The following is an 18,946-nucleotide window of genomic DNA, read 5'->3' on the forward strand; positions in this document are numbered from 1 at the left end:
CGATATCAGATATCGATGGTACGCCCACATTGCCTATCAGGCAACCTGCGGTGTAGGTTACTCCCCCAGCACGTAGTGCAACAGGTCGTCGCGCGTTTGGCGCATGTGGCTAGCCATCGCCTCTCGAGCGGCTTCTGCCGAGCGCGTGCGCATCGCCTCGAGCACGGCGGCGTGCTCGGCCAGCGCGTGCTCCCGAATGTCAAAGACAGCGCTCGTTTCCGTGCGGGAATCCTGCAGCAGCGTCGTCAGCGGGCGCACCGAGGCCACCAGAATGCGGTTGTCTGCTGCCGCAAAAATGACGTCGTGAAAGGCGAGGTCAGCGTCGACAAACCCACGCACATCACCGTTCGCGTGGGCCTCACGCATACGGGTGAGGAGTCGATCGAGCTGGTCAATGTGGTCATCGGAACAGCGGGGTGCGGCAAGCTCGGCTGCCCCGGTTTCAAACATGACACGCATGTCGAGGAGGTCAAGCGATGTGCGCCGGCGCGCACCGCCGCTACGGGAATACCGCAGCACAGCTTCCAGGCCTGTCCACTCATCAACAGGGGCAACGCGATGCCTGCTGCCAGGTACCGGAACAATCACTCCCTGCGCCTGCAGCAGGCGCACGCCTTCACGCAGCGTGAGACGGGAGACACCGAGCATCTCGGCCAGGTCTGCTTCGGCAGGCAGCGGCTCCCCCGCCACGACGCGCCCCGCGATGATCTCATCGAGCAACCCGTCAACGACGGATTGCGTACGGGTGACTCGCTCGACCTTCATACTCCAACGGTACTGGTCTTCACCGCTTCGCCATGGTTCCGCCCGGAAAAAGCGTTTCGCGGTAAATCGACCGATTATTTCGTGGTCATCGTCCTGTCTGATCGTCGCACCGCGGAGTACGCTCGAAGGGTGACTGAGCGTGCACCACTTTCTCGTAAACTTTCCGCCATCGCCGAATCGGCGACCCTCAAGGTTGATGCCAAAGCTAAGGCTCTGAAGGCCGAGGGCCGCCCGGTGATTTCGTACGCCGCTGGCGAGCCCGACTTCCCGACGCCGCAGTTCATTGTGGACGCGGGTATCGAGGCTATGCACAATCCGGCGAACTTCCGTTACACCCCGGCCGCTGGCCTGCCGGAACTGCGCGAAGCGATCGCCGCAAAGACTCTGCGTGACTCTGGCCTTGCCGTCGAGCCGAGCCAGATCATCGTGACCAACGGTGGCAAGCAGTCGGTGTACCAGGCCTTTCAGGCGGTTGTGAACCCCGGCGATGAGGTTCTCCTGCCCGCGCCGTACTGGACCACCTACCCCGAAGCCATTGCCCTGGCCGATGGCGTGCCCGTCGAGGTGTTCGCCGGCTCCGAGCAGGAGTACAAGGTCACCGTTGAGCAGCTCGAGGCCGCTCGCACCGAAAAGACCACCGTGCTGGTGTTCGTGTCGCCGTCAAACCCGACCGGTTCGGTGTATACGCCGGAAGAGACCAAGGCGATCGGCGAGTGGGCTCTGGAACACGGCATCTGGGTGATCAGCGATGAGATTTACCAGAACCTCGTCTACGAAGGCACCAAGGCGGTCTCGATCGTCGAGGCGGTTCCTGAGCTTGCGAACCAGACGATTCTCGTCAACGGTGTCGCAAAGACTTACGCCATGACCGGGTGGCGTGTGGGCTGGATGGTCGGCCCGAAGGACGCCATCAAGGTTGCAGCGAACCTGCAGTCGCACCTGTCAAGCAACGTAAACAACGTGGCTCAGCGCGGCGCAATTGCGGCGCTGACCGGCCCGCAGGCCGAGGTTGAGCAGATGCGCCAGGCGTTCGACCGCCGCCGCCAGCTGATCGTGGCTGAACTCAGCAAGATCGACGGTATGAAGGTTCCGAACCCGCTCGGCGCGTTCTACGTCTACCCCGACGTCACGGGCTTGCTTGGCAAGACCTGGCGCGGCAAGACGCCGACCACGAGCCTCGAGCTGGCCGACCTGATCCTTGATGAGGTCGAAGTTGCCGTGGTTCCTGGTGAGGCATTTGGCCCGTCTGGCTTCATCCGCATGTCGTACGCGCTCGGTGACGAAGAACTGCTCGAGGGCGTTCGCCGCCTGCAGGAGCTGTTCTCCTAAGCACGCTTCATGAAAGTGGGCCGGTTCTTGTCGAGCCGGCCCACTTTTCTTTGCCTTTATGAGCAGCTCTGCGCGGCCTCAACCATGCTCTGCGGTGGCTCACCATACACGCTGACACCGTTACCTTCGCCGGTGTAACCACGAGCGATCGCCCATGCGGTGGCCCACTGCTCGATGCTCTCCTGCGTCGACCAGTCGTACATGTCACCGCAACGGATAGTGAGCGCGTGCCCAATCTCATGCGCGACCAGGGCTCGCACCATCGAGTCATATCGGGAGCCCCACAGTTCGGCCACCGAGTCGCTCAGCGTGATCGTGGCGTACCCCGGATCCATCCACCAGTGCGTGGTTCCGCCCACGGAAAGCCCGCCGCCAGCACCGGCAACAATCGGCGCCCAATCAAAGTCGAGCATGAGGCCGGGTGCGAGATCCCGCGCGAACTGCTCAACCTCAAGTCGCGCGGTCAGCAGCGGTCCTGCTTTCTCGTCGAGTTCGGCCTGCTGCGACGCCACGAGCACAGTCGCGGCATCGACATAGGTGCTGACGGCCGTGGCGCTGGAACCATCGAGCTGGGTGAGCTGCGTGAGCACGCTGGATGCCCGTTCAAACGACAATTTCGTTTCGTTCTTGGCCGCGATATTTTCGGCCAACAGCGACTCGGAGTATTCGGTGGCGGAACCAAAGAAGTCGGTAGCCGCGGAATCGACCGTTGTCGTAGCGGTCGCGACCGCCGCGATGCCCTGATCGAATGCGACAATGTCATCGTTCGCAGCATCGGCTCTGGCTGAAATCGCGGCCGCTTCTGCTTCCCGCTCCCACGGCAATGCGGGCATCTCTCCTGGCGAGCGTGGCGCTGACAGTGCGTCCGGTGCTCCGGCGAGCGCGTCGTCGAGGGCGGTGACGCTGTCGGTGAAAGATTGCGCCAGTGCCGGGTCAAACAGTCCGGCGGTCGCGGTCTGTGCAATGGTGTCGGCAGCGAGCTGGCGCACCTCGGCATCGGCAAGCGTCGCGGTGCCGACCGTGTTCGCCGCTACGACGTCGTCTTGTGTCTGCTCGAGTTGGGCAACAGCCGCCTCGTAGGTCGCCTCTGCGGCGCTCTGCCACATGATGAAGCCAATCACGCCAGCGATGGCCGCAAGCGTCACCACCGTCATCGTGATGATGAGACCGGTGCGCCGCTTCTTTTTCGGCTGCGGCGGCGCTGGCCACGACGAGGATCCATCCGAGGGCTGGGCTACGTACGGCGGCTGCGCCAGATAGGAAGGTGGAGGCGGCGCTCCAAAACCCGGATAGCTCGGCGACACCGGTGGCGAGGGCAACGGTGGAGGCGGGCCCGGATACTGTGGATCCGTCATCACGCCTCCTCGCGCCTAAATCTCGACGCCCACCAGGATGGGCTCGGGCTCCAGCAGGAGTCCGTACTCCGAATGTACGCGTCCGCGAATGTACCTGGCCAGTTGAGCGAGCTCTTCCGCGCGCGCCGCGCCCCGGTTAGTGAGCGCCAACGCGTGTTTCGTCGACAACCCGGCGTGGGATCCGGGGAGGCGGAACCCCTTGCGAATGCCCACGTGCTCAATGAGCCAGGCCGCACTCACTTTGAAGGTGCGCTCCGTGTGCGTCACTTGCGGCACGTAGCCGTCGTATTCGTCGAGCGCGATGACCCGATCGGCGACATCAACCGTGCCAGACATAAGCCAGCGCGGGCAGTCCTCTGGCAGCGTCCGCACGAAGGTTTCCGGCAGAATCGCGTTCTGGAAGAACGAGCCAGCGCTGTACGTGTCCGGGTCATCGGGGTTCAGCACCATGCCCTTCGACGCGCGGGTTGCCAGCACCGTCTCACGAATCTCGGCGAGCGACATGCGGGCATCGTCGTCCAGGCGCAGCGCCTGGCGCAACTGCTCCCCCGCGACCGTCACCGGCTCGGTACCGACGGCGCGCAAGTCAAATGTTGCCGACAAGATGACAGCGTCATATTCGGCGACGGAACCATAGTGCGCTTTCAGAACGGACGTGCGAAATCCGAGGCCGAGGCGAGCAGCGGGAGCCACAATGACCTCGCCGGTTCCGGCGTCGATGAGTTCGACTTCGTGCAGAGTCTGCACCACTTCTTGGCCGTAGGCGCCGACGTTCTGCACCGGTGCCGCACCCACGGTTCCGGGGATTCCGGAGAGGCCCTCAACACCGGCGAGCCCGGCGTTCACCGTCCACTCGACGAACGCATCCCACTGGTGTCCGGCTTCAACCCGAACACGAACAACGCCAGGCGCGGGGGAACCGACCACGGCGATGCCCTCATTGCGCAGGCGCACGACGGTGAGGTCGAGGTCATCGTCGCCGACAAACAGGTTGGATCCGCCGCCAAGCACGAGCCAGTCGTCACCGCTACGCCAGACATCGCGCAGCACGTCAATGGCTTCGTCACGCGAGGTGGCTTCGATGAGGCGCCGCGGGGTGCCGCCCACGCGAAGCGTGGTCAGCTCGGCGAGCGGACGAGGGGTGAGTTCGGGCACGTTACGCCTTTTCCGGGGCGACGAAGACCTGCGCTTTTCCGAGCACGGTCTTGCCCTCGAACATGACGGTCAGGTCGATGCGAATGGCCTCATCAGAAACAGCGGCAACCTTGGCTGTGATGTCGATGTCGGCACCGGCGTTCGCATCCACGACGACGGGGCGCGTAAACCGCACACCGTATTCGCGAATGCGTCCTGCGTCCCCGAGGGCCGAGATGATGGTTCCGACCGCAATGCCCATCGTGAGCATGCCGTGTGCGAGCACGCCGGGAAGCCCCACCGATGCGGCAATATCGTCGCGGTAGTGAATCGGGTTGAAGTCGCCCGAGGCACCGGCATACTTCACCAGTGCGTCGCGGGTGATGTGCAGGGAACGTTCTGCGACGATGTCGCCGACGCCGTACGTCATGCGCTGGCCTCCCCGGCAAGCAGCACCGAGACGGCGGTGACGACGTGATCGCCGTTCGCGTCAACGATGGTGGTTTCACTGTTAATCATGGTTGCGGGGCCCATGGCGCGAAGGCCGGTCACCGATAGCGTCGCCGTGAGCTCATCACCGGCCACAATCGGACGCGAGTAGCGGAACTTCTGTTCAGCGTGAATCAGGTTCTGCAGTTCAATCCCCGAGTTCGGCGCATTCAGCAACTGGTGAATCGTGAAGTCTTGAATCACCATGGCGAACGTCGGCGGCGCGACAACGTCGGCGTAGCCGAGCGCGCGGGCGGCGTCTTGGTCATGGTGTTGCGGGTCATCGGCGAATGTCGCACGAGCGAACTCGCGCACCTTCTCGCGGCCGACAAGGTAAGCAGCGGTCGGCGGGAACTCCTGGCCGACAAGATCCGGATTTACGGGCACGTTCTCATCCTAACGAGCGTGAGTGTGGGGTGCGGGGAGAGCGCCGGAGTTAACCCTGCTGGCGACGCCCCTTGATCGCCTTGATCACCATCTGCGATGCGATAAACACCAGGTATCCGGCGAACAGCGCGTTCGCGATGCGCGGGTCGATGTTCACGGCAATCCATGCGCCGACGGCGGTTGTTGCGGCGGCGGAGAGCCCGATCAGGAGGCCACCGAGAATGTCGACGTTCTTGCGTCGCAGATTTCCGATGGTTCCGCTGATCGCTGTCGGAATCATCATCAACAGCGACGTGCCCTTCGCGATCAGATCGCTGATGCCGAACACCACCATCAGCACCGGCACCACGATGACGCCGCCTCCGACGCCGAGCAGGCCAGCCAGCACGCCGGTGATCAGCCCGAGAACGATGAGTCCTGAAATGGTCATGGCGTCGAGCACGAATTGGGAGTCACGCGAGGGCACCACAATGAACAGGCTGACGATCACAACGACGATGAAAACGACAAATCCCCATCGCAAAGCCGTTTGCGAGATTTTTGGCAGCAGCGCGGTTCCGATCTGCGCACCGATGACGGAACCAGCAGCAAGGATGAGCGCTGGAATCCACGCCACCGAGTCGGTCACCGCATACGAGATCACGCCAACAGTGGCGGTCGGCACAATGGCCGCGAGCGAGGTGCCAGCCGCAAGACGCTGGTTATACGCCAGGAACATGACGAGAAACGGCACGATGATGGTTCCGCCGCCGACACCGAACAGCCCAGATAGGAGGCCGGCGGTGACGCCAATGCCGACGAACGTGAGGATCGTGCGGGGCGTGCGGACGGGGGCGTCTTCGGGCATATTCAACTTTCGTGCACGTCGGCACAAGCCGACGGTCGGACCTTAAATCGTTTCGCGCAGCGCCAGCAGCTCGCGTGCGTGGGCGAGCGCCGCCTCAGAGTCAGCCATGCCAGACAGCAGCCGCGCCATTTCGGCGTCGCGTTCGGCGCCGTGCAGGTTGCGCACGCTGGATGCCGTGACGCTGCCGTCACTCTGTTTGACGACGCTGAGGTGATTGTTCGCGAACGCCGCTACCTGCGCCAAGTGGGTGACGGCGATGACCTGCGACGTCTCGGCAAGGCGAGCGAGACGGCGCCCTACCTCGATCGCGGCGGCACCGCCGATGCCAGCGTCGACCTCGTCGAAAACAAACGTCGGCACCGGGTCGGAGGCGCTCATGACAACCTCAATTGCCAGCATGACGCGGCTCAGCTCGCCACCAGATGCGCTCTTGGCGACGGGGCGGGGTGAGGCTCCTGGGTGCGGTGCGAGAAGAATCGTGACGTCGTCGCGACCGTTCATCGTGCCGACGGCGGGGGCGACCTCCACCTCGAGGCGCGCGTCAGGTAGCGCGAGCTCGCGGAGTTCGGCGGTGACGGCCTTTCCCAGCCGCGCGGCCGCTTTGGTGCGTGCCGTTGTGAGCGCCGCAGCACACGCGTCGAGCTCGACGGCAAGCGTCTCGCGCTCCGCGGCAAGCCGTTCGAGCGTTCCGGGGTCATCGTCAAGTTCTGCAAGGCGGGCGGAACCAGTAGAGAGCAGGTCGATCGCGGCGGCGAGAGACCCGTGCGAGCGCACGAGTGCACCGAGCACCGCACGCCGTTCTTCGACGGTCGCCAGTTCGTGGGGGCCGGACTCATCGAGGTCGGCGAGATACGCGGAAAGCTCCTGCGCAATGTCTGTGGCCCGATAGCTGAGATCCGCCAGCTGTTCTGCGAGCGTCGTCAGCGCAGGATCGGCGGCACGTTCCAACGCTCGCCGCGCCTCCGCGATGAGCGCCAACACGTCAGCGGCATCGTCCTCGCTGGAGAGGGATTCGTGTGCGGTCGCTGCGGCGATCCGAAGGTCTTCGGCGTTTGCGAGTCGTTCCGCACGTTGCGCAAGCTCTTCGTCTTCGCCCGGCTGGGGGTCCGCCTGCTCGATGTCGGCGAGCACCCCACGGAGGTGCGCTGCTTCGGCGAGGCGCGCGCCCTGGTGTTCCGTGATCTCGGCGATCCGAAGTTCTAGTGCGGTGAAGCGTGTGTAGGCGTCGCGGTAAGCCTCCGCGGCACGGGCAATCGGCTCGCCGCCGAAACGGTCAAGCGCGTCGCGTTGTGCGCTGGCCGAGCGCAACCGCAACTGGTCAGACTGACCGTGCACAACGACCAGGTTGTCGGCGAGGTCGCTGAGCACACTCGCCGGAGCCTTCACCCCTCCGACACTCGCGCGACTGCGCCCTTCTGCGGTGATGCTGCGCGACAGGTACAACTCGCTGGTGTCATCGTCAATGGCTTCCAGCTCGCCACCCGCGTCGGCGACGCGTTCTGCGACGGCCCCAGTCGACGGAACCACCCAGACGCCAGCGACGCTGGCTTGCGATGCCCCCGCGCGGACGGCGGAGAAATCGGCGCGCTGACCAAGCAGCAGGCCGAGTCCGGTGACCACCATCGTTTTGCCTGCTCCGGTTTCGCCCGTAATCGCAGTGAAACCGGCCCCCATCGGCAACGTTGCTTCGGCGATCACGCCCAAGTCTCGCAGGCGCATCTCTTCGATCATGCCTGGGCGTCCTTGACCGTCGGAATCGCCGACGTTGTCGGATCAGCGCCACGCCAGCCGTCGACAGGGAGCTGAAACTTGTTCACAAGTCGATCGGTAAATAGGGCCGTGTGCAGACGTGCCAGGCGTACCGGCTGGGCCGAGCGCCGCACGATGACGCGCGCACCCTGCGGAAGCTCGTGGGAACGACGACCGTCACACCACAGCACACCGGTGCCCTGGTTTCGTTGCAACACCTCAATCGTCACCGATGACGACGGGTCGATGACGAGCGGGCGGGCAAACAAGGCATGAGCAGAAAGCGGAACCACGCTGATGGCTTGCACGGTGGGCCAGATTACGGGGCCGCCAGCAGAGAAGTTGTAGGCGGTGGATCCGGTCGGCGTGGACAGCACCACGCCATCACAGCCAAAGCTGGAAAGTGGTCGACGGTCGATGGCGATCACGACCTCAAGCATGCGCTCTCGCGAGGCCTTCTCGACGGTTGCCTCGTTGAGCGCCCACGTCTCGTAGATGGTGTCTCCCGCGCGGTTTTTCACGCGAACAGACAACGCCAAGCGTTCCTCGACCGTATACTCGCCTGCGATAACGCGGCGGACAGCTTCATCCATGTCGTCGCGCTCGCTCTCGGCGAGAAAGCCGACGTGGCCCATGTTGATGCCAAGAATGGGGGCCGCTCGTCCGCGCACCAGCTCCGCAGCGCGCAGAATGGTTCCGTCGCCGCCCAGCACGATAGCCAACTCGACATCATCGACGGCGACGTTTTCGCCCAGCACCAGAAAATCGTCCAGTATCGCGGGGTTGTCGGTCACGTCGCGCAGATCACGCAGATCTTCAGCGCTGAGCACACATCGAGCACCCGCTGCTTTCAACGAGTGGTAAATGCGTTCGGCGGCAGCCACCGTGTCGTCACGATGGGCGTGAACGACAACGAGAATATTGCGTTCGCTCATGCGCGCTCCGTCATTCGTTTGATGTCGTCTCGATATTCTGTCGGGTTTTTACCGTTGGTGTCGCAAAGGTGCACAAGGTACTCGCTGTTGCCGTGCGTTCCCAGGATCGGACTCGGTGCGAGGCCACACACGCCGAGCCCCTGATCCCACGCCGACCACAGCACACGGCCAACCGCGTCTGCTCGTGTCGCCGCGTCGGTGACAAGGCCGCCTTTCACCGCGGTGCGCCCCACTTCAAACTGCGGCTTGATAAGTAACACGATGTCGGCCGCTGGCGCAGCCGTAGCCGCAACCGCAGGCAAAACGTGTTCCAGCGATATAAAGGAAAGGTCACCAGTGACGATGCTCGGGCGCTCGGTGATTCCGGTGGCAGCAGCGAGATTTTCTGGCGTCATGTAACGCACGTTAAAACCCTCAACCGCGTGCACGGTGGGATCGGCAGCGATCTCGGCGGCCAACTGGTCATGGCCCACATCCACGGCCATGATCGCGGCAGCGCCGCGTTCGCTCAGCACCTGAGTGAAGCCGCCAGTGGAGGCGCCCATGTCGAGCGCAACACGACCGGCCGGATCGACCTGGAAGGCGTCAAGGGCAGCCACGAGCTTGTGCGCTGCCCGGCTGACGTAGTGATCGGCGCCTGCGACGGTGAGCTCATCTGTCTCCGTGACGGGGTGCGCGGCTTTTACGGTTCCGCGACCGTTCACGGTGACCAGACCATCGGCAATAAGCCGAGCGGCATGCGTGCGGGATCGTGCGAGACCACGGTCTGCGAGGGCAGCGTCCAGGCGCGTCATCCGGCCGACTCGCTGGCTGTGCGCGTGACGGGTGCGTCGAGTCGCTTCGCGAGCTCATCGTGAAGCCCGGCGTAGCCGGCGGCACGCGACTCGAGCGGTTGCTCTTCGATCACGCGGACACGGCTCACAAAACCGACACTGTGCTCACTTGACGGGTTACTCACGCCTCCAGACTACGCGGTCGTGGCGACATCGACCCGTTTAGCGACGAATCAGGAACGGGTCTTCGTACAGCTTCTCCGGAACGCGGAACCCGAAGATCTGGCGTCCGGTTGCCCAGATCGCGTGCGCAGCCGCGCGGAGCAAATCGATTTGGTCACCCGCGGCCAGAATCCGAATGTCGGTACCTTCAACACGCACCGAGGCGCCGCGAACGGAGACCACGTCGCCCTTCACTGTCGTGACCGGGTACGGCTCGAACAGGCCGCGGAGGTCAGGAAGAATGTATGTCGGGTGGGCGTGCGACGGAGCAGCCAAGACGTGCTTGGGTCGGTCGATGCCGGTGAGGACGAGAACCGAGTCGATGCCAGCTCGCTGTGCACCAGCAATGTCGGTGTCCAGCCGGTCGCCGATGAACAACGCCTTCTTTGCAGCAAAGCGGTCAACCGCCACATCGAAGATCGGCTTTTCCGGCTTACCGGCGACGGTGGCAAGCCGACCAACGGCCGTGTGCACAGCGGACACCAGCGTGCCGTTGCCAGGCGCGGTTCCGCGGGCCTGCGGGATGGTCCAGTCGGTGTTGGTGGCGATCCACGGAATGCCGCCCTCAGCCTCAGGCAGTGCGAGCGCGTACGCCGCTTCGGCGAGCTGGCTCCAGTCGACGTTCGGCGCGAAACCCTGCACAACGGCGGCCGGGTTATCAGCTGACGACCGGGTCACAACGTAGCCGGCCTTCTCCAACTCGACGACGAGTCCTTCACCACCGACGACGAGGATGGTGGAACCATCAGCGACGGTCGTCCGAAGCAAGCGAACGGCAGCCTGTGGGCTCGTCACGATTTCGTCTGGCGTGGTCTGGAGGCCGAGTTCAGTGAGGTGCTCAGCCACTGTGATGTCGGTGCGCGCCGCATTATTGGTGATGTATCCGATGCGGGCGGTCTCCCGCGCGCGGTTCAGCGACTCAACTGCGTGCGGAAGGGCGCCGGGGCCGGCGTACACCACACCATCCAGGTCAGCGAGAATCGTGTCAACGCCGGCAAGCGGCATCACCGTGGACGGAGTACGAGAGAACAGGCCCATTACTTCTCGGCCGCCTCAGCAGCCGCAGCTTCAGCAGCCTTGGCTGCCTTCTTCGCCTTCTTTGCCTTCTTCTCGTCGTCAGACTTGTCGGAACCCTTGTCCTTCTTGTCCTTCTTATCCTTCGACTTTTTGTCCTTCTTCGGCTTCTTGTCTTTCTTGTCCTTCTTCGAGGCCTTGTCTTTGTCGCCCTTGGATTCTGTGTCGTCCGTGAGCTCTTCAGCATCATCAGCGACATCAGCCTCGTCAGCTACAGGAACGACATCAGCCTCGTCAGCGAAATCAGCGACATCAGCATCGTCAGCGTCAACGTCAACGTCAACGTCAACGGTGTCGTCAGCGTCGTCAGCCTTGCCAGCTTCGTCGGCTACAGGAGCTTCGTTGGCTACAGGAGCCTCGTTGGCTACAGGAGCTTCGTCGGTTCCAACAGTCTCGTCAGCGTCTGTTCCGTTTGCGGCCGCGAGTGCGGCTGCTTCCGCGGCTTCAATCTCGCGGAACATCGCTTCTTCTGCGGCGTATGCAGCTTCTTGTGCTTCGTACGCGGCACGACGTTCCTGAGCTTCGATTTCACGAACGAGTTCTTCGTCTTCCGACTCGTCCACGACAACCATCTCGTCAGAGTCGTCAGTTGCCATCGCTTCGGCGGCGACCTCAGCCCGGCGTAGCCACTCTGCGGCCTCTGCCTCGCGGCCGAGGTCTTCGAGGACAGCCGCGCGGGCAGCAAACAGGCCGGTGCTGTAGCTGTAGGCGACATCGGGGTTAAGCTCAGGGATGTCCAGCTCTGCCAGTGCGCTTTCCGTCTGTCCAAGATCCAGGCGCGCGCCCGACATTGCGATCGCGAGCTCCACGCGCGTTGAAGCCTCAAGCTTGGAGCGGTCGACAGCACGGCCCTCTTCGAGCGCCTTCTCCGGACGGCCAATGCCGCGCTCACTGTCAACGATCAGCGCGATCTGCTCATCGCTGCCAGAGATACGTCGGTAGGTGCGCAGTTCGCGCAGCGCCAGAGCGAAGTCGCCCGTCGCATACGCGGTGATACCAACCGTTTCGCGGACAACGCCAACACGTCCAGCACGGCGCGACGCTGCCATAGCGTGCGCGTGTGCCAGCTCGGGGTCTTGGTCAATGTAGATTGCCGCGGCCGCCAAGTGCCGTGCCACGGTGTCTGCGTTTTCCGCCGACAACGTCTTCAGCTCATTACGAGCGGAACCATGCAGGTCGCGTGCCGTGATGTCGTCAGGTAGCTCGGGATCACGCGGGCGGTCCGATCGAACGTCCTGCGGCGGACGCGACTGGCGACGGTCATCGCCCCGATCATCCCGACGCTGGTAGCCGCCTTCGCGGTTGCCCTGGTATCCACCTTCACGACGGTCACCATCGCGACGCGGAGCACCGCCATCACGGCGCTCGTAACCGCCCTCACGACGAGGAGCAGCACCGTCACGACGCTGGTAACCACCCTCACGGTTACCCTGGTATCCACCTTCACGACGGTCACCATCGCGACGCGGAGCGCCACCATCACGGCGCTCGTAACCGCCCTCACGACGGGGAGCAGCACCGTCACGACGCTGGTAACCACCCTCACGGTTACCCTGGTAACCGCCTTCACGGCGCTCGCCATCACGACGGGGAGCAGCACCATCACGGCGCTCGTAACCGCCCTCACGACGGGGAGCAGCACCGTCACGACGCTGGTAACCACCCTCACGACGGGGAGCAGCACCGTCACGACGCTGGTAACCACCCTCACGGTTGCCCTGGTAGCCACCTTCACGGCGGTCACCATCACGACGCGGAGCAGCACCATCACGACGCTCGTAACCGCCCTCACGACGGGGAGCAGCACCGTCGCGACGCTGGTAACCACCATCGCGGTTGCCTTGGAAACCGCCTTCACGACGGTCGCCATCACGACGGGGCGCAGCACCGTCACGACGCTGGTAACCACCGCCACGGTTACCCTGGTAGCCGCCTTCACGGCGCGGGGCACCACCATCGCGGTTACCCTGGTAGCCACCTTCGCGGCGCGGGGCACCACCATCACGGCGTTCGTAGCCGCCTTCACGACGGTCGCCATCGCGGCGTGGGGCAGCACCGTCGCGGCGCTGGTAACCACCATCGCGGTTGCCCTGGTAGCCACCTTCACGACGCGGTGCACCACCGTCACGACGGTCACCATCACGACGAGGCGCTGCACCATCACGACGCTGGTAGCCACCGTCGCGCTGCGGGCGCTGGTCACGGGAGGCTCCGCTGTTGTCGCGGTACTGGGGGCGTGAGGAGTCGCGAGGCGCGCGCGATCCGCCGTCTCGGGGTTCTTGCGCTTCTGCCATGACGATCTCCTCTGTCGAATTTGTCTATAAATGCAAAATGGCCACCCAGCATTGGGTGGCCATTTTGACTAAAAGGAGTCCGGCGGTGTCCTACTCTCCCACAGGGTCCCCCCTGCAGTACCATCGGCGCTGAGAGGCTTAGCTTCTGGGTTCGGAATGTAACCAGGCGTTTCCCTCTCGCTATGGCCGCCGAAACACTATTGATGTTTCAAAAACCTAACGAACAAGACGTGTCTTGTTGTTGGGGTTCTCGACCGTACATCGAGAACCACTCAGTGGACGCGGAGCATCACTCATGTATGAATGATTATCAAGTCATCGGCTTATTAGTACCAGTCAGCTGCATGCGTTACCGCACTTCCACATCTGGCCTATCAACCCAGTAGTCTAGCTGGGAGCCTCTCACCCGAAGGTATGGAAATCTCATCTTGAGGCCGGCTTCCCGCTTAGATGCTTTCAGCGGTTATCCATCCCGAACGTAGCTAACCAGCGGTGCACTTGGCAGTACAACTGGCACACCAGAGGTTCGTCCAACCCGGTCCTCTCGTACTAGGGTCAGATCCTCTCAAATTTCCTACGCGCGCAGCGGATAGGGACCGAACTGTCTCACGACGTTCTAAACCCAGCTCGCGTACCGCTTTAATGGGCGAACAGCCCAACCCTTGGGACCTACTCCAGCCCCAGGATGCGACGAGCCGACATCGAGGTGCCAAACCATGCCGTCGATATGGACTCTTGGGCAAGATCAGCCTGTTATCCCCGAGGTACCTTTTATCCGTTGAGCGACAGCGCTTCCACAAGCCACTGCCGGATCACTAGTCCCGACTTTCGTCCCTGCTCGACTTGTCAGTCTCACAGTCAAGCTCCCTTGTGCACTTACACTCGACACCTGATTGCCAACCAGGTTGAGGGAACCTTTGGGCGCCTCCGTTACTTTTTGGGAGGCAACCGCCCCAGTTAAACTACCCACCAGGCACTGTCCCTGAACCGGATTACGGTTCGAAGTTAGATATCCAATATGACCAGAGTGGTATTTCAACAATGACTCCACGATGACTGGCGTCACCGCTTCATAGTCTCCCACCTATCCTACACAAGCCACACCGAACACCAATACCAAGCTGTAGTAAAGGTCACGGGGTCTTTCCGTCCTGCTGCGCGTAACGAGCATCTTTACTCGTAATGCAATTTCGCCGAGTTCGCGGTTGAGACAGTTGGGAAGTCGTTACGCCATTCGTGCAGGTCGGAACTTACCCGACAAGGAATTTCGCTACCTTAGGATGGTTATAGTTACCACCGCCGTTTACTGGGGCTTAAATTCTCAGCTTCGCCTTGCGGCTAACCGGTCCTCTTAACCTTCCAGCACCGGGCAGGCGTCAGTCCGTATACATCGTCTTGCGACTTGGCACGGACCTGTGTTTTTAGTAAACAGTCGCTACCCACTAGTCTCTGCGGCCACCAAACGCTTTTCGGAGCAAGTCCGTATACGTCGATGGCCCCCCTTCTCCCGAAGTTACGGGGGCATTTTGCCGAGTTCCTTAACCACGATTCTCTCGATCTCCTTAGTATTCTCTACCTGACCACCTGAGTCGGTTTGGGGTACGGGCGGCTAGAACCTCGCGTCGATGCTTTTCTTGGCAGCATAGGATCACCCACTTTTTATCCGCATCGTGTCTCAGCCGAACGAGAGACGGATTTGCCTATCTCTCAGCCTACGCACTTGCACCAGGACAACCATCGCCTGGCTTGGGTTACCTTCCTGCGTCACACCTGTTAATACGCTAACCGCACCAGAACGGGGTCGCGCGCTAGCCTCCACGGCGAATCCCGAAGGATTCAGTGTGAAGATTCGGGCGCTTAGCACTACTGGATTAGTTTGGGCGGTTCTTCGCCGGTACGGGAATATCAACCCGTTGTCCATCGACTACGCCTGTCGGCCTCGCCTTAGGTCCCGACTTACCCAGGGAAGATTAGCTTGACCCTGGAACCCTTGGTCTTTCGGAGGACGTGTTTCTCACACGTCTTTCGCTACTCATGCCTGCATTCTCACTCGTGTAGCCTCCACGGCTGGTTCACACCGCCGCTTCGCTGGCCACACGACGCTCTCCTACCCATCAATACGGCTGGACCACGAAGGCCTACCAAAAATATTAATGCCACAACTTCGGTGGCGTGCTTGAGCCCCGTTACATTGTCGGCGCGGAATCACTTGACCAGTGAGCTATTACGCACTCTTTCAAGGGTGGCTGCTTCTAAGCCAACCTCCTGGTTGTCAAGGCAACTCCACATCCTTTCCCACTTAGCACGCGCTTTGGGACCTTAGTTGGTGGTCTGGGTTGTTTCCCTCTCGACTATGAAGCTTATCCCCCACAGTCTCACTGCTGCGCTCTCACTTACCGGCATTCGGAGTTTGGCTGACGTCAGTAACCTTGTAGGGCCCATCGGCCATCCAGTAGCTCTACCTCCGGCAAGAAACACGCAACGCTGCACCTAAATGCATTTCGGAGAGAACCAGCTATCACGAAGTTTGATTGGCCTTTCACCCCTATCCACAGCTCATCCCCTCAGTTTTCAACCTAAGTGGGTTCGGTCCTCCACGCGCTCTTACACGCGCTTCAACCTGGCCATGGATAGATCACTTCGCTTCGGGTCTAGGACACGCGACTGAATCGCCCTATTCAGACTCGCTTTCGCTACGGCTACCCCACTCGGGTTAACCTCGCCACGTATCGCTAACTCGCAGGCTCATTCTTCAAAAGGCACGCTGTCACAGCTACTAAGGCTGCTCCAACGGTTTGTAAGCAAACGGTTTCAGGTACTATTTCACTCCCCTCCCGGGGTACTTTTCACCTTTCCCTCACGGTACTTGTCCGCTATCGGTCATCTGGGAGTATTTAGGCTTATCAGGTGGTCCTGACAGATTCACACGGGATTTCTCGGGCCCCGTGCTACTTGGGATACTTCTCGCGTCAACACACGCATTTCGACTACGGGGTTGGCACCCTCTATGACTGGCCTTTCAAGACCATTCGTCTATACGCTGCTGTCACGCTGACAGATCGGCAGACCTGTCTGAAAAGTCCCACAACCCCGAATACGCAACTCCTGCCGGATATCACACGCACTCGGTTTAGCCTGTTCCGGTTTCGCTCGCCACTACTAACGGAATCGCGGTTGCTTTCTCTTCCTGTGGGTACTGAGATGTTTCACTTCCCCACGTTCCCTCTACCCGCCCTATATATTCAGGCGGGAGTCACTAGGTCGGCAAGCCGCCCAGCGGGGTTTCCCCATTCGGAAATCCTCGGATCACAGTGTGCTTATCCACTACCCGAGGCTTATCGCAGATTGCTACGTCCTTCTTCGGCTCCAGATGCCAAGGCATCCACCGTTTGCTCTTAAAGACTTGAAATCACATGAGTATGTGTTAAGAAAATCAATCTCAAAAAAATTGAATTCTAATGATCTATAAGATCATCAATTACGAAACAAACCGAAGCTTGTTCCGCAAGATGCTCGCGTCCACTGTGTAGTTCTCAAAGTACGGGCGGTACCCACACCACTCAAAACCAAAAGGCTCATCATGAATGCAGGTCCGAGGAACAGTCACAACCCGAAGGTCATGTCCGGTCCCTCAGGACCCAACAGCGTGCAGCCACCCATCCGCTCACCCAGAACTTTCCAACCGCAAGCGGCGTACTCATCCCAAGATCACATCCTGGCAGCATGTCAAATGTTCCACCCATGAGCTCCCAGCGAAGAACGTACGCCTTCGATCTGGGTTCTGGAAGTCCGAAGACTTCAGATGCTCCTTAGAAAGGAGGTGATCCAGCCGCACCTTCCGGTACGGCTACCTTGTTACGACTTAGTCCTAATTACCGATCCCACCTTCGACGGCTCCCTCCACAAGGGTTAGGCCACCGGCTTCAGGTGTTACCGACTTTCATGACTTGACGGGCGGTGTGTACAAGACCCGGGAACGTATTCACCGCAGCGTTGCTGATCTGCGATTACTAGCGACTCCGACTTCATGAGGTCGAGTTGCAGACCTCAATCCGAACTGGGACCGGCTTTTTGGGATTCGCTCCACCTTGCGGTATCGCAGCCCATTGTACCGGCCATTGTAGCATGCGTGAAGCCCAAGACATAAGGGGCATGATGATTTGACGTCATCCCCACCTTCCTCCGAGTTGACCCCGGCAGTATCCCATGAGTTCCCACCATTACGTGCTGGCAACATAGAACGAGGGTTGCGCTCGTTGCGGGACTTAACCCAACATCTCACGACACGAGCTGACGACAACCATGCACCACCTGTTCACGAGTGTCCAAAGAGTCCCGTATTTCTACGGTGTTCTCGTGTATGTCAAGCCTTGGTAAGGTTCTTCGCGTTGCATCGAATTAATCCGCATGCTCCGCCGCTTGTGCGGGTCCCCGTCAATTCCTTTGAGTTTTAGCCTTGCGGCCGTACTCCCCAGGCGGGGAACTTAATGCGTTAGCTGCGTCACGGAATCCGTGGAATGGACCCCACAACTAGTTCCCAACGTTTACGGGGTGGACTACCAGGGTATCTAAGCCTGTTTGCTCCCCACCCTTTCGCTCCTCAGCGTCAGTTACGGCCCAGAGATCTGCCTTCGCCATCGGTGTTCCTCCTGATATCTGCGCATTCCACCGCTACACCAGGAATTCCAATCTCCCCTACCGCACTCTAGTCTGCCCGTACCCACTGCAGGCCGGAGGTTGAGCCTCCGGATTTCACAGCAGACGTGACAAACCGCCTACGAGCTCTTTACGCCCAATAATTCCGGATAACGCTTGCGCCCTACGTATTACCGCGGCTGCTGGCACGTAGTTAGCCGGCGCTTTTTCTGCAGGTACCGTCACTTTCGCTTCTTCCCTGCTAAAAGAGGTTTACAACCCGAAGGCCGTCGTCCCTCACGCGGCGTTGCTGCATCAGGCTTTCGCCCATTGTGCAATATTCCCCACTGCTGCCTCCCGTAGGAGTCTGGGCCGTGTCTCAGTCCCAGTGTGGCCGGTCACCCTCTCAGGCCGGCTACCCGTCGACGCCTTGGTGAGCCATTACCTCACCAACAAGCTGATAGGCCGCGAGCTCATCCCAGACCGAAATTCTTTCCAAACAATGACCATGCGGTCCTGTTTCATATCCAGTATTAGCAGCTGTTTCCAACTGTTATCCCAGAGTCCGGGGCAGATTGCTCACGTGTTACTCACCCGTTCGCCACTGATCCACAGAGCAAGCTCTGCTTCACCGTTCGACTTGCATGTGTTAAGCACGCCGCCAGCGTTCATCCTGAGCCAGGATCAAACTCTCCGTAAAAAACGATTGCATACACCCCAACCGGAATAGGCTGGAAATGCAGCGAGTTCAATCATGACCAAAGAGATAAATCATTGCTGACTATCCGTTGCCTAGCCGAAAAACGACTAGGTCTTTGATCCAAAGGAATTCTCACCCAGCCGAAGCTAGACGAGGATAATTTGGCATTTGACAAGTGCACGCTGTTGAGTTCTCAAGGATCGGATGCTCCCCCACCAAACCATTCCTGGCCTGCCGAAGGGCAACTTCTCTATCTTA

Annotated in this window: 13 protein-coding genes and 3 rRNA genes; 1 reads left to right on the forward strand and 15 read right to left on the reverse strand. The window is 61.0% G+C overall.

Annotated elements, in window-relative coordinates; all coding sequences use genetic code 11:
* Positions 1-57: 57 nt before the first annotated feature.
* A complete protein-coding gene (locus tag KTJ77_RS10115) occupies positions 58-765 on the reverse strand; it encodes a FadR/GntR family transcriptional regulator (protein ID WP_217338246.1) in 708 nt (235 codons plus the stop codon).
* A 129-nt stretch (positions 766-894) separates the two neighbouring features.
* On the opposite strand from KTJ77_RS10115, the gene KTJ77_RS10120 reads away from it, so the two are divergent.
* Entirely contained in the window at positions 895-2,094 is a 1,200-nt protein-coding gene (locus tag KTJ77_RS10120; protein WP_217338247.1) for a pyridoxal phosphate-dependent aminotransferase, read from the forward strand.
* Between the two features lie 56 nt (positions 2,095-2,150).
* Here the strand turns inward: KTJ77_RS10120 and KTJ77_RS10125 are convergent, their stop codons facing one another.
* The 14 genes from KTJ77_RS10125 to KTJ77_RS10190 form a co-directional block, all read right to left on the reverse strand.
* Complete coding sequence (locus KTJ77_RS10125; RefSeq protein ID WP_217338248.1) at positions 2,151-3,449, reverse strand: hypothetical protein; 1,299 nt, start codon at positions 3,447-3,449, stop codon at positions 2,151-2,153.
* Positions 3,450-3,464: 15 nt separating this feature from the next.
* Positions 3,465-4,604: a UDP-N-acetylmuramate dehydrogenase gene (locus KTJ77_RS10130; protein WP_217338249.1), complete on the reverse strand. Its 1,140-nt coding sequence runs from the start codon at positions 4,602-4,604 to the stop codon at positions 3,465-3,467.
* 1 nt (position 4,605) lies between these two features.
* The gene (locus tag KTJ77_RS10135; RefSeq protein ID WP_217338250.1) at positions 4,606-5,013 is read right to left on the reverse strand and encodes a MaoC/PaaZ C-terminal domain-containing protein; all 408 of its coding nucleotides are present in this window, start codon (positions 5,011-5,013) and stop codon (positions 4,606-4,608) included.
* On the reverse strand, positions 5,010-5,459 hold the full coding sequence (locus KTJ77_RS10140) for a MaoC family dehydratase N-terminal domain-containing protein (RefSeq protein WP_217338251.1): 450 nt from the start codon (positions 5,457-5,459) through the stop codon (positions 5,010-5,012). The genes KTJ77_RS10135 and KTJ77_RS10140 overlap by 4 nt, the downstream gene beginning before the upstream one ends.
* Positions 5,460-5,508: 49 nt before the next feature.
* Positions 5,509-6,306 carry a sulfite exporter TauE/SafE family protein gene (locus KTJ77_RS10145; protein WP_217338252.1) on the reverse strand — a complete coding sequence of 266 codons (798 nt, stop codon included), beginning with the start codon at positions 6,304-6,306 and terminating at the stop codon, positions 5,509-5,511.
* Positions 6,307-6,348: 42 nt separating this feature from the next.
* Positions 6,349-8,037, reverse strand: a complete 1,689-nt coding sequence (gene recN, locus KTJ77_RS10150) for a DNA repair protein RecN (protein ID WP_217338253.1) — start codon at positions 8,035-8,037, stop codon at positions 6,349-6,351.
* Positions 8,034-8,990, reverse strand: coding sequence for an NAD kinase (locus KTJ77_RS10155; RefSeq protein WP_217338254.1), 957 nt, complete (start codon positions 8,988-8,990; stop codon positions 8,034-8,036). The genes recN and KTJ77_RS10155 overlap by 4 nt, the downstream gene beginning before the upstream one ends.
* Positions 8,987-9,784: a TlyA family RNA methyltransferase gene (locus KTJ77_RS10160; protein WP_217338255.1), complete on the reverse strand. Its 798-nt coding sequence runs from the start codon at positions 9,782-9,784 to the stop codon at positions 8,987-8,989. Before KTJ77_RS10160 ends, KTJ77_RS10155 begins: the two co-directional genes overlap by 4 nt.
* Positions 9,781-9,948, reverse strand: a complete 168-nt coding sequence (locus tag KTJ77_RS10165) for a hypothetical protein (protein ID WP_217338256.1) — start codon at positions 9,946-9,948, stop codon at positions 9,781-9,783. Before KTJ77_RS10165 ends, KTJ77_RS10160 begins: the two co-directional genes overlap by 4 nt.
* A 37-nt stretch (positions 9,949-9,985) precedes the next feature.
* Positions 9,986-11,023: an HAD-IIA family hydrolase gene (locus KTJ77_RS10170; protein WP_217338257.1), complete on the reverse strand. Its 1,038-nt coding sequence runs from the start codon at positions 11,021-11,023 to the stop codon at positions 9,986-9,988.
* Positions 11,023-13,353, reverse strand: coding sequence for a primosomal protein (locus KTJ77_RS10175; RefSeq protein ID WP_217338258.1), 2,331 nt, complete (start codon positions 13,351-13,353; stop codon positions 11,023-11,025). The genes KTJ77_RS10170 and KTJ77_RS10175 overlap by 1 nt, the downstream gene beginning before the upstream one ends.
* 77 nt (positions 13,354-13,430) lie before the next feature.
* A 5S ribosomal RNA gene (gene rrf, locus KTJ77_RS10180) occupies positions 13,431-13,547 on the reverse strand.
* A 112-nt stretch (positions 13,548-13,659) separates the two neighbouring features.
* Positions 13,660-16,762, reverse strand: a 23S ribosomal RNA gene (locus KTJ77_RS10185).
* Between the two features lie 404 nt (positions 16,763-17,166).
* Positions 17,167-18,688, reverse strand: a 16S ribosomal RNA gene (locus KTJ77_RS10190).
* The 16S, 23S and 5S rRNA genes sit together here, the layout of an rRNA operon.
* Positions 18,689-18,946: the final 258 nt, after the last annotated feature.

Source organism: Microbacterium sp. NC79 (genome assembly GCF_019061125.1).
GTDB lineage: Bacteria > Actinomycetota > Actinomycetes > Actinomycetales > Microbacteriaceae > Microbacterium.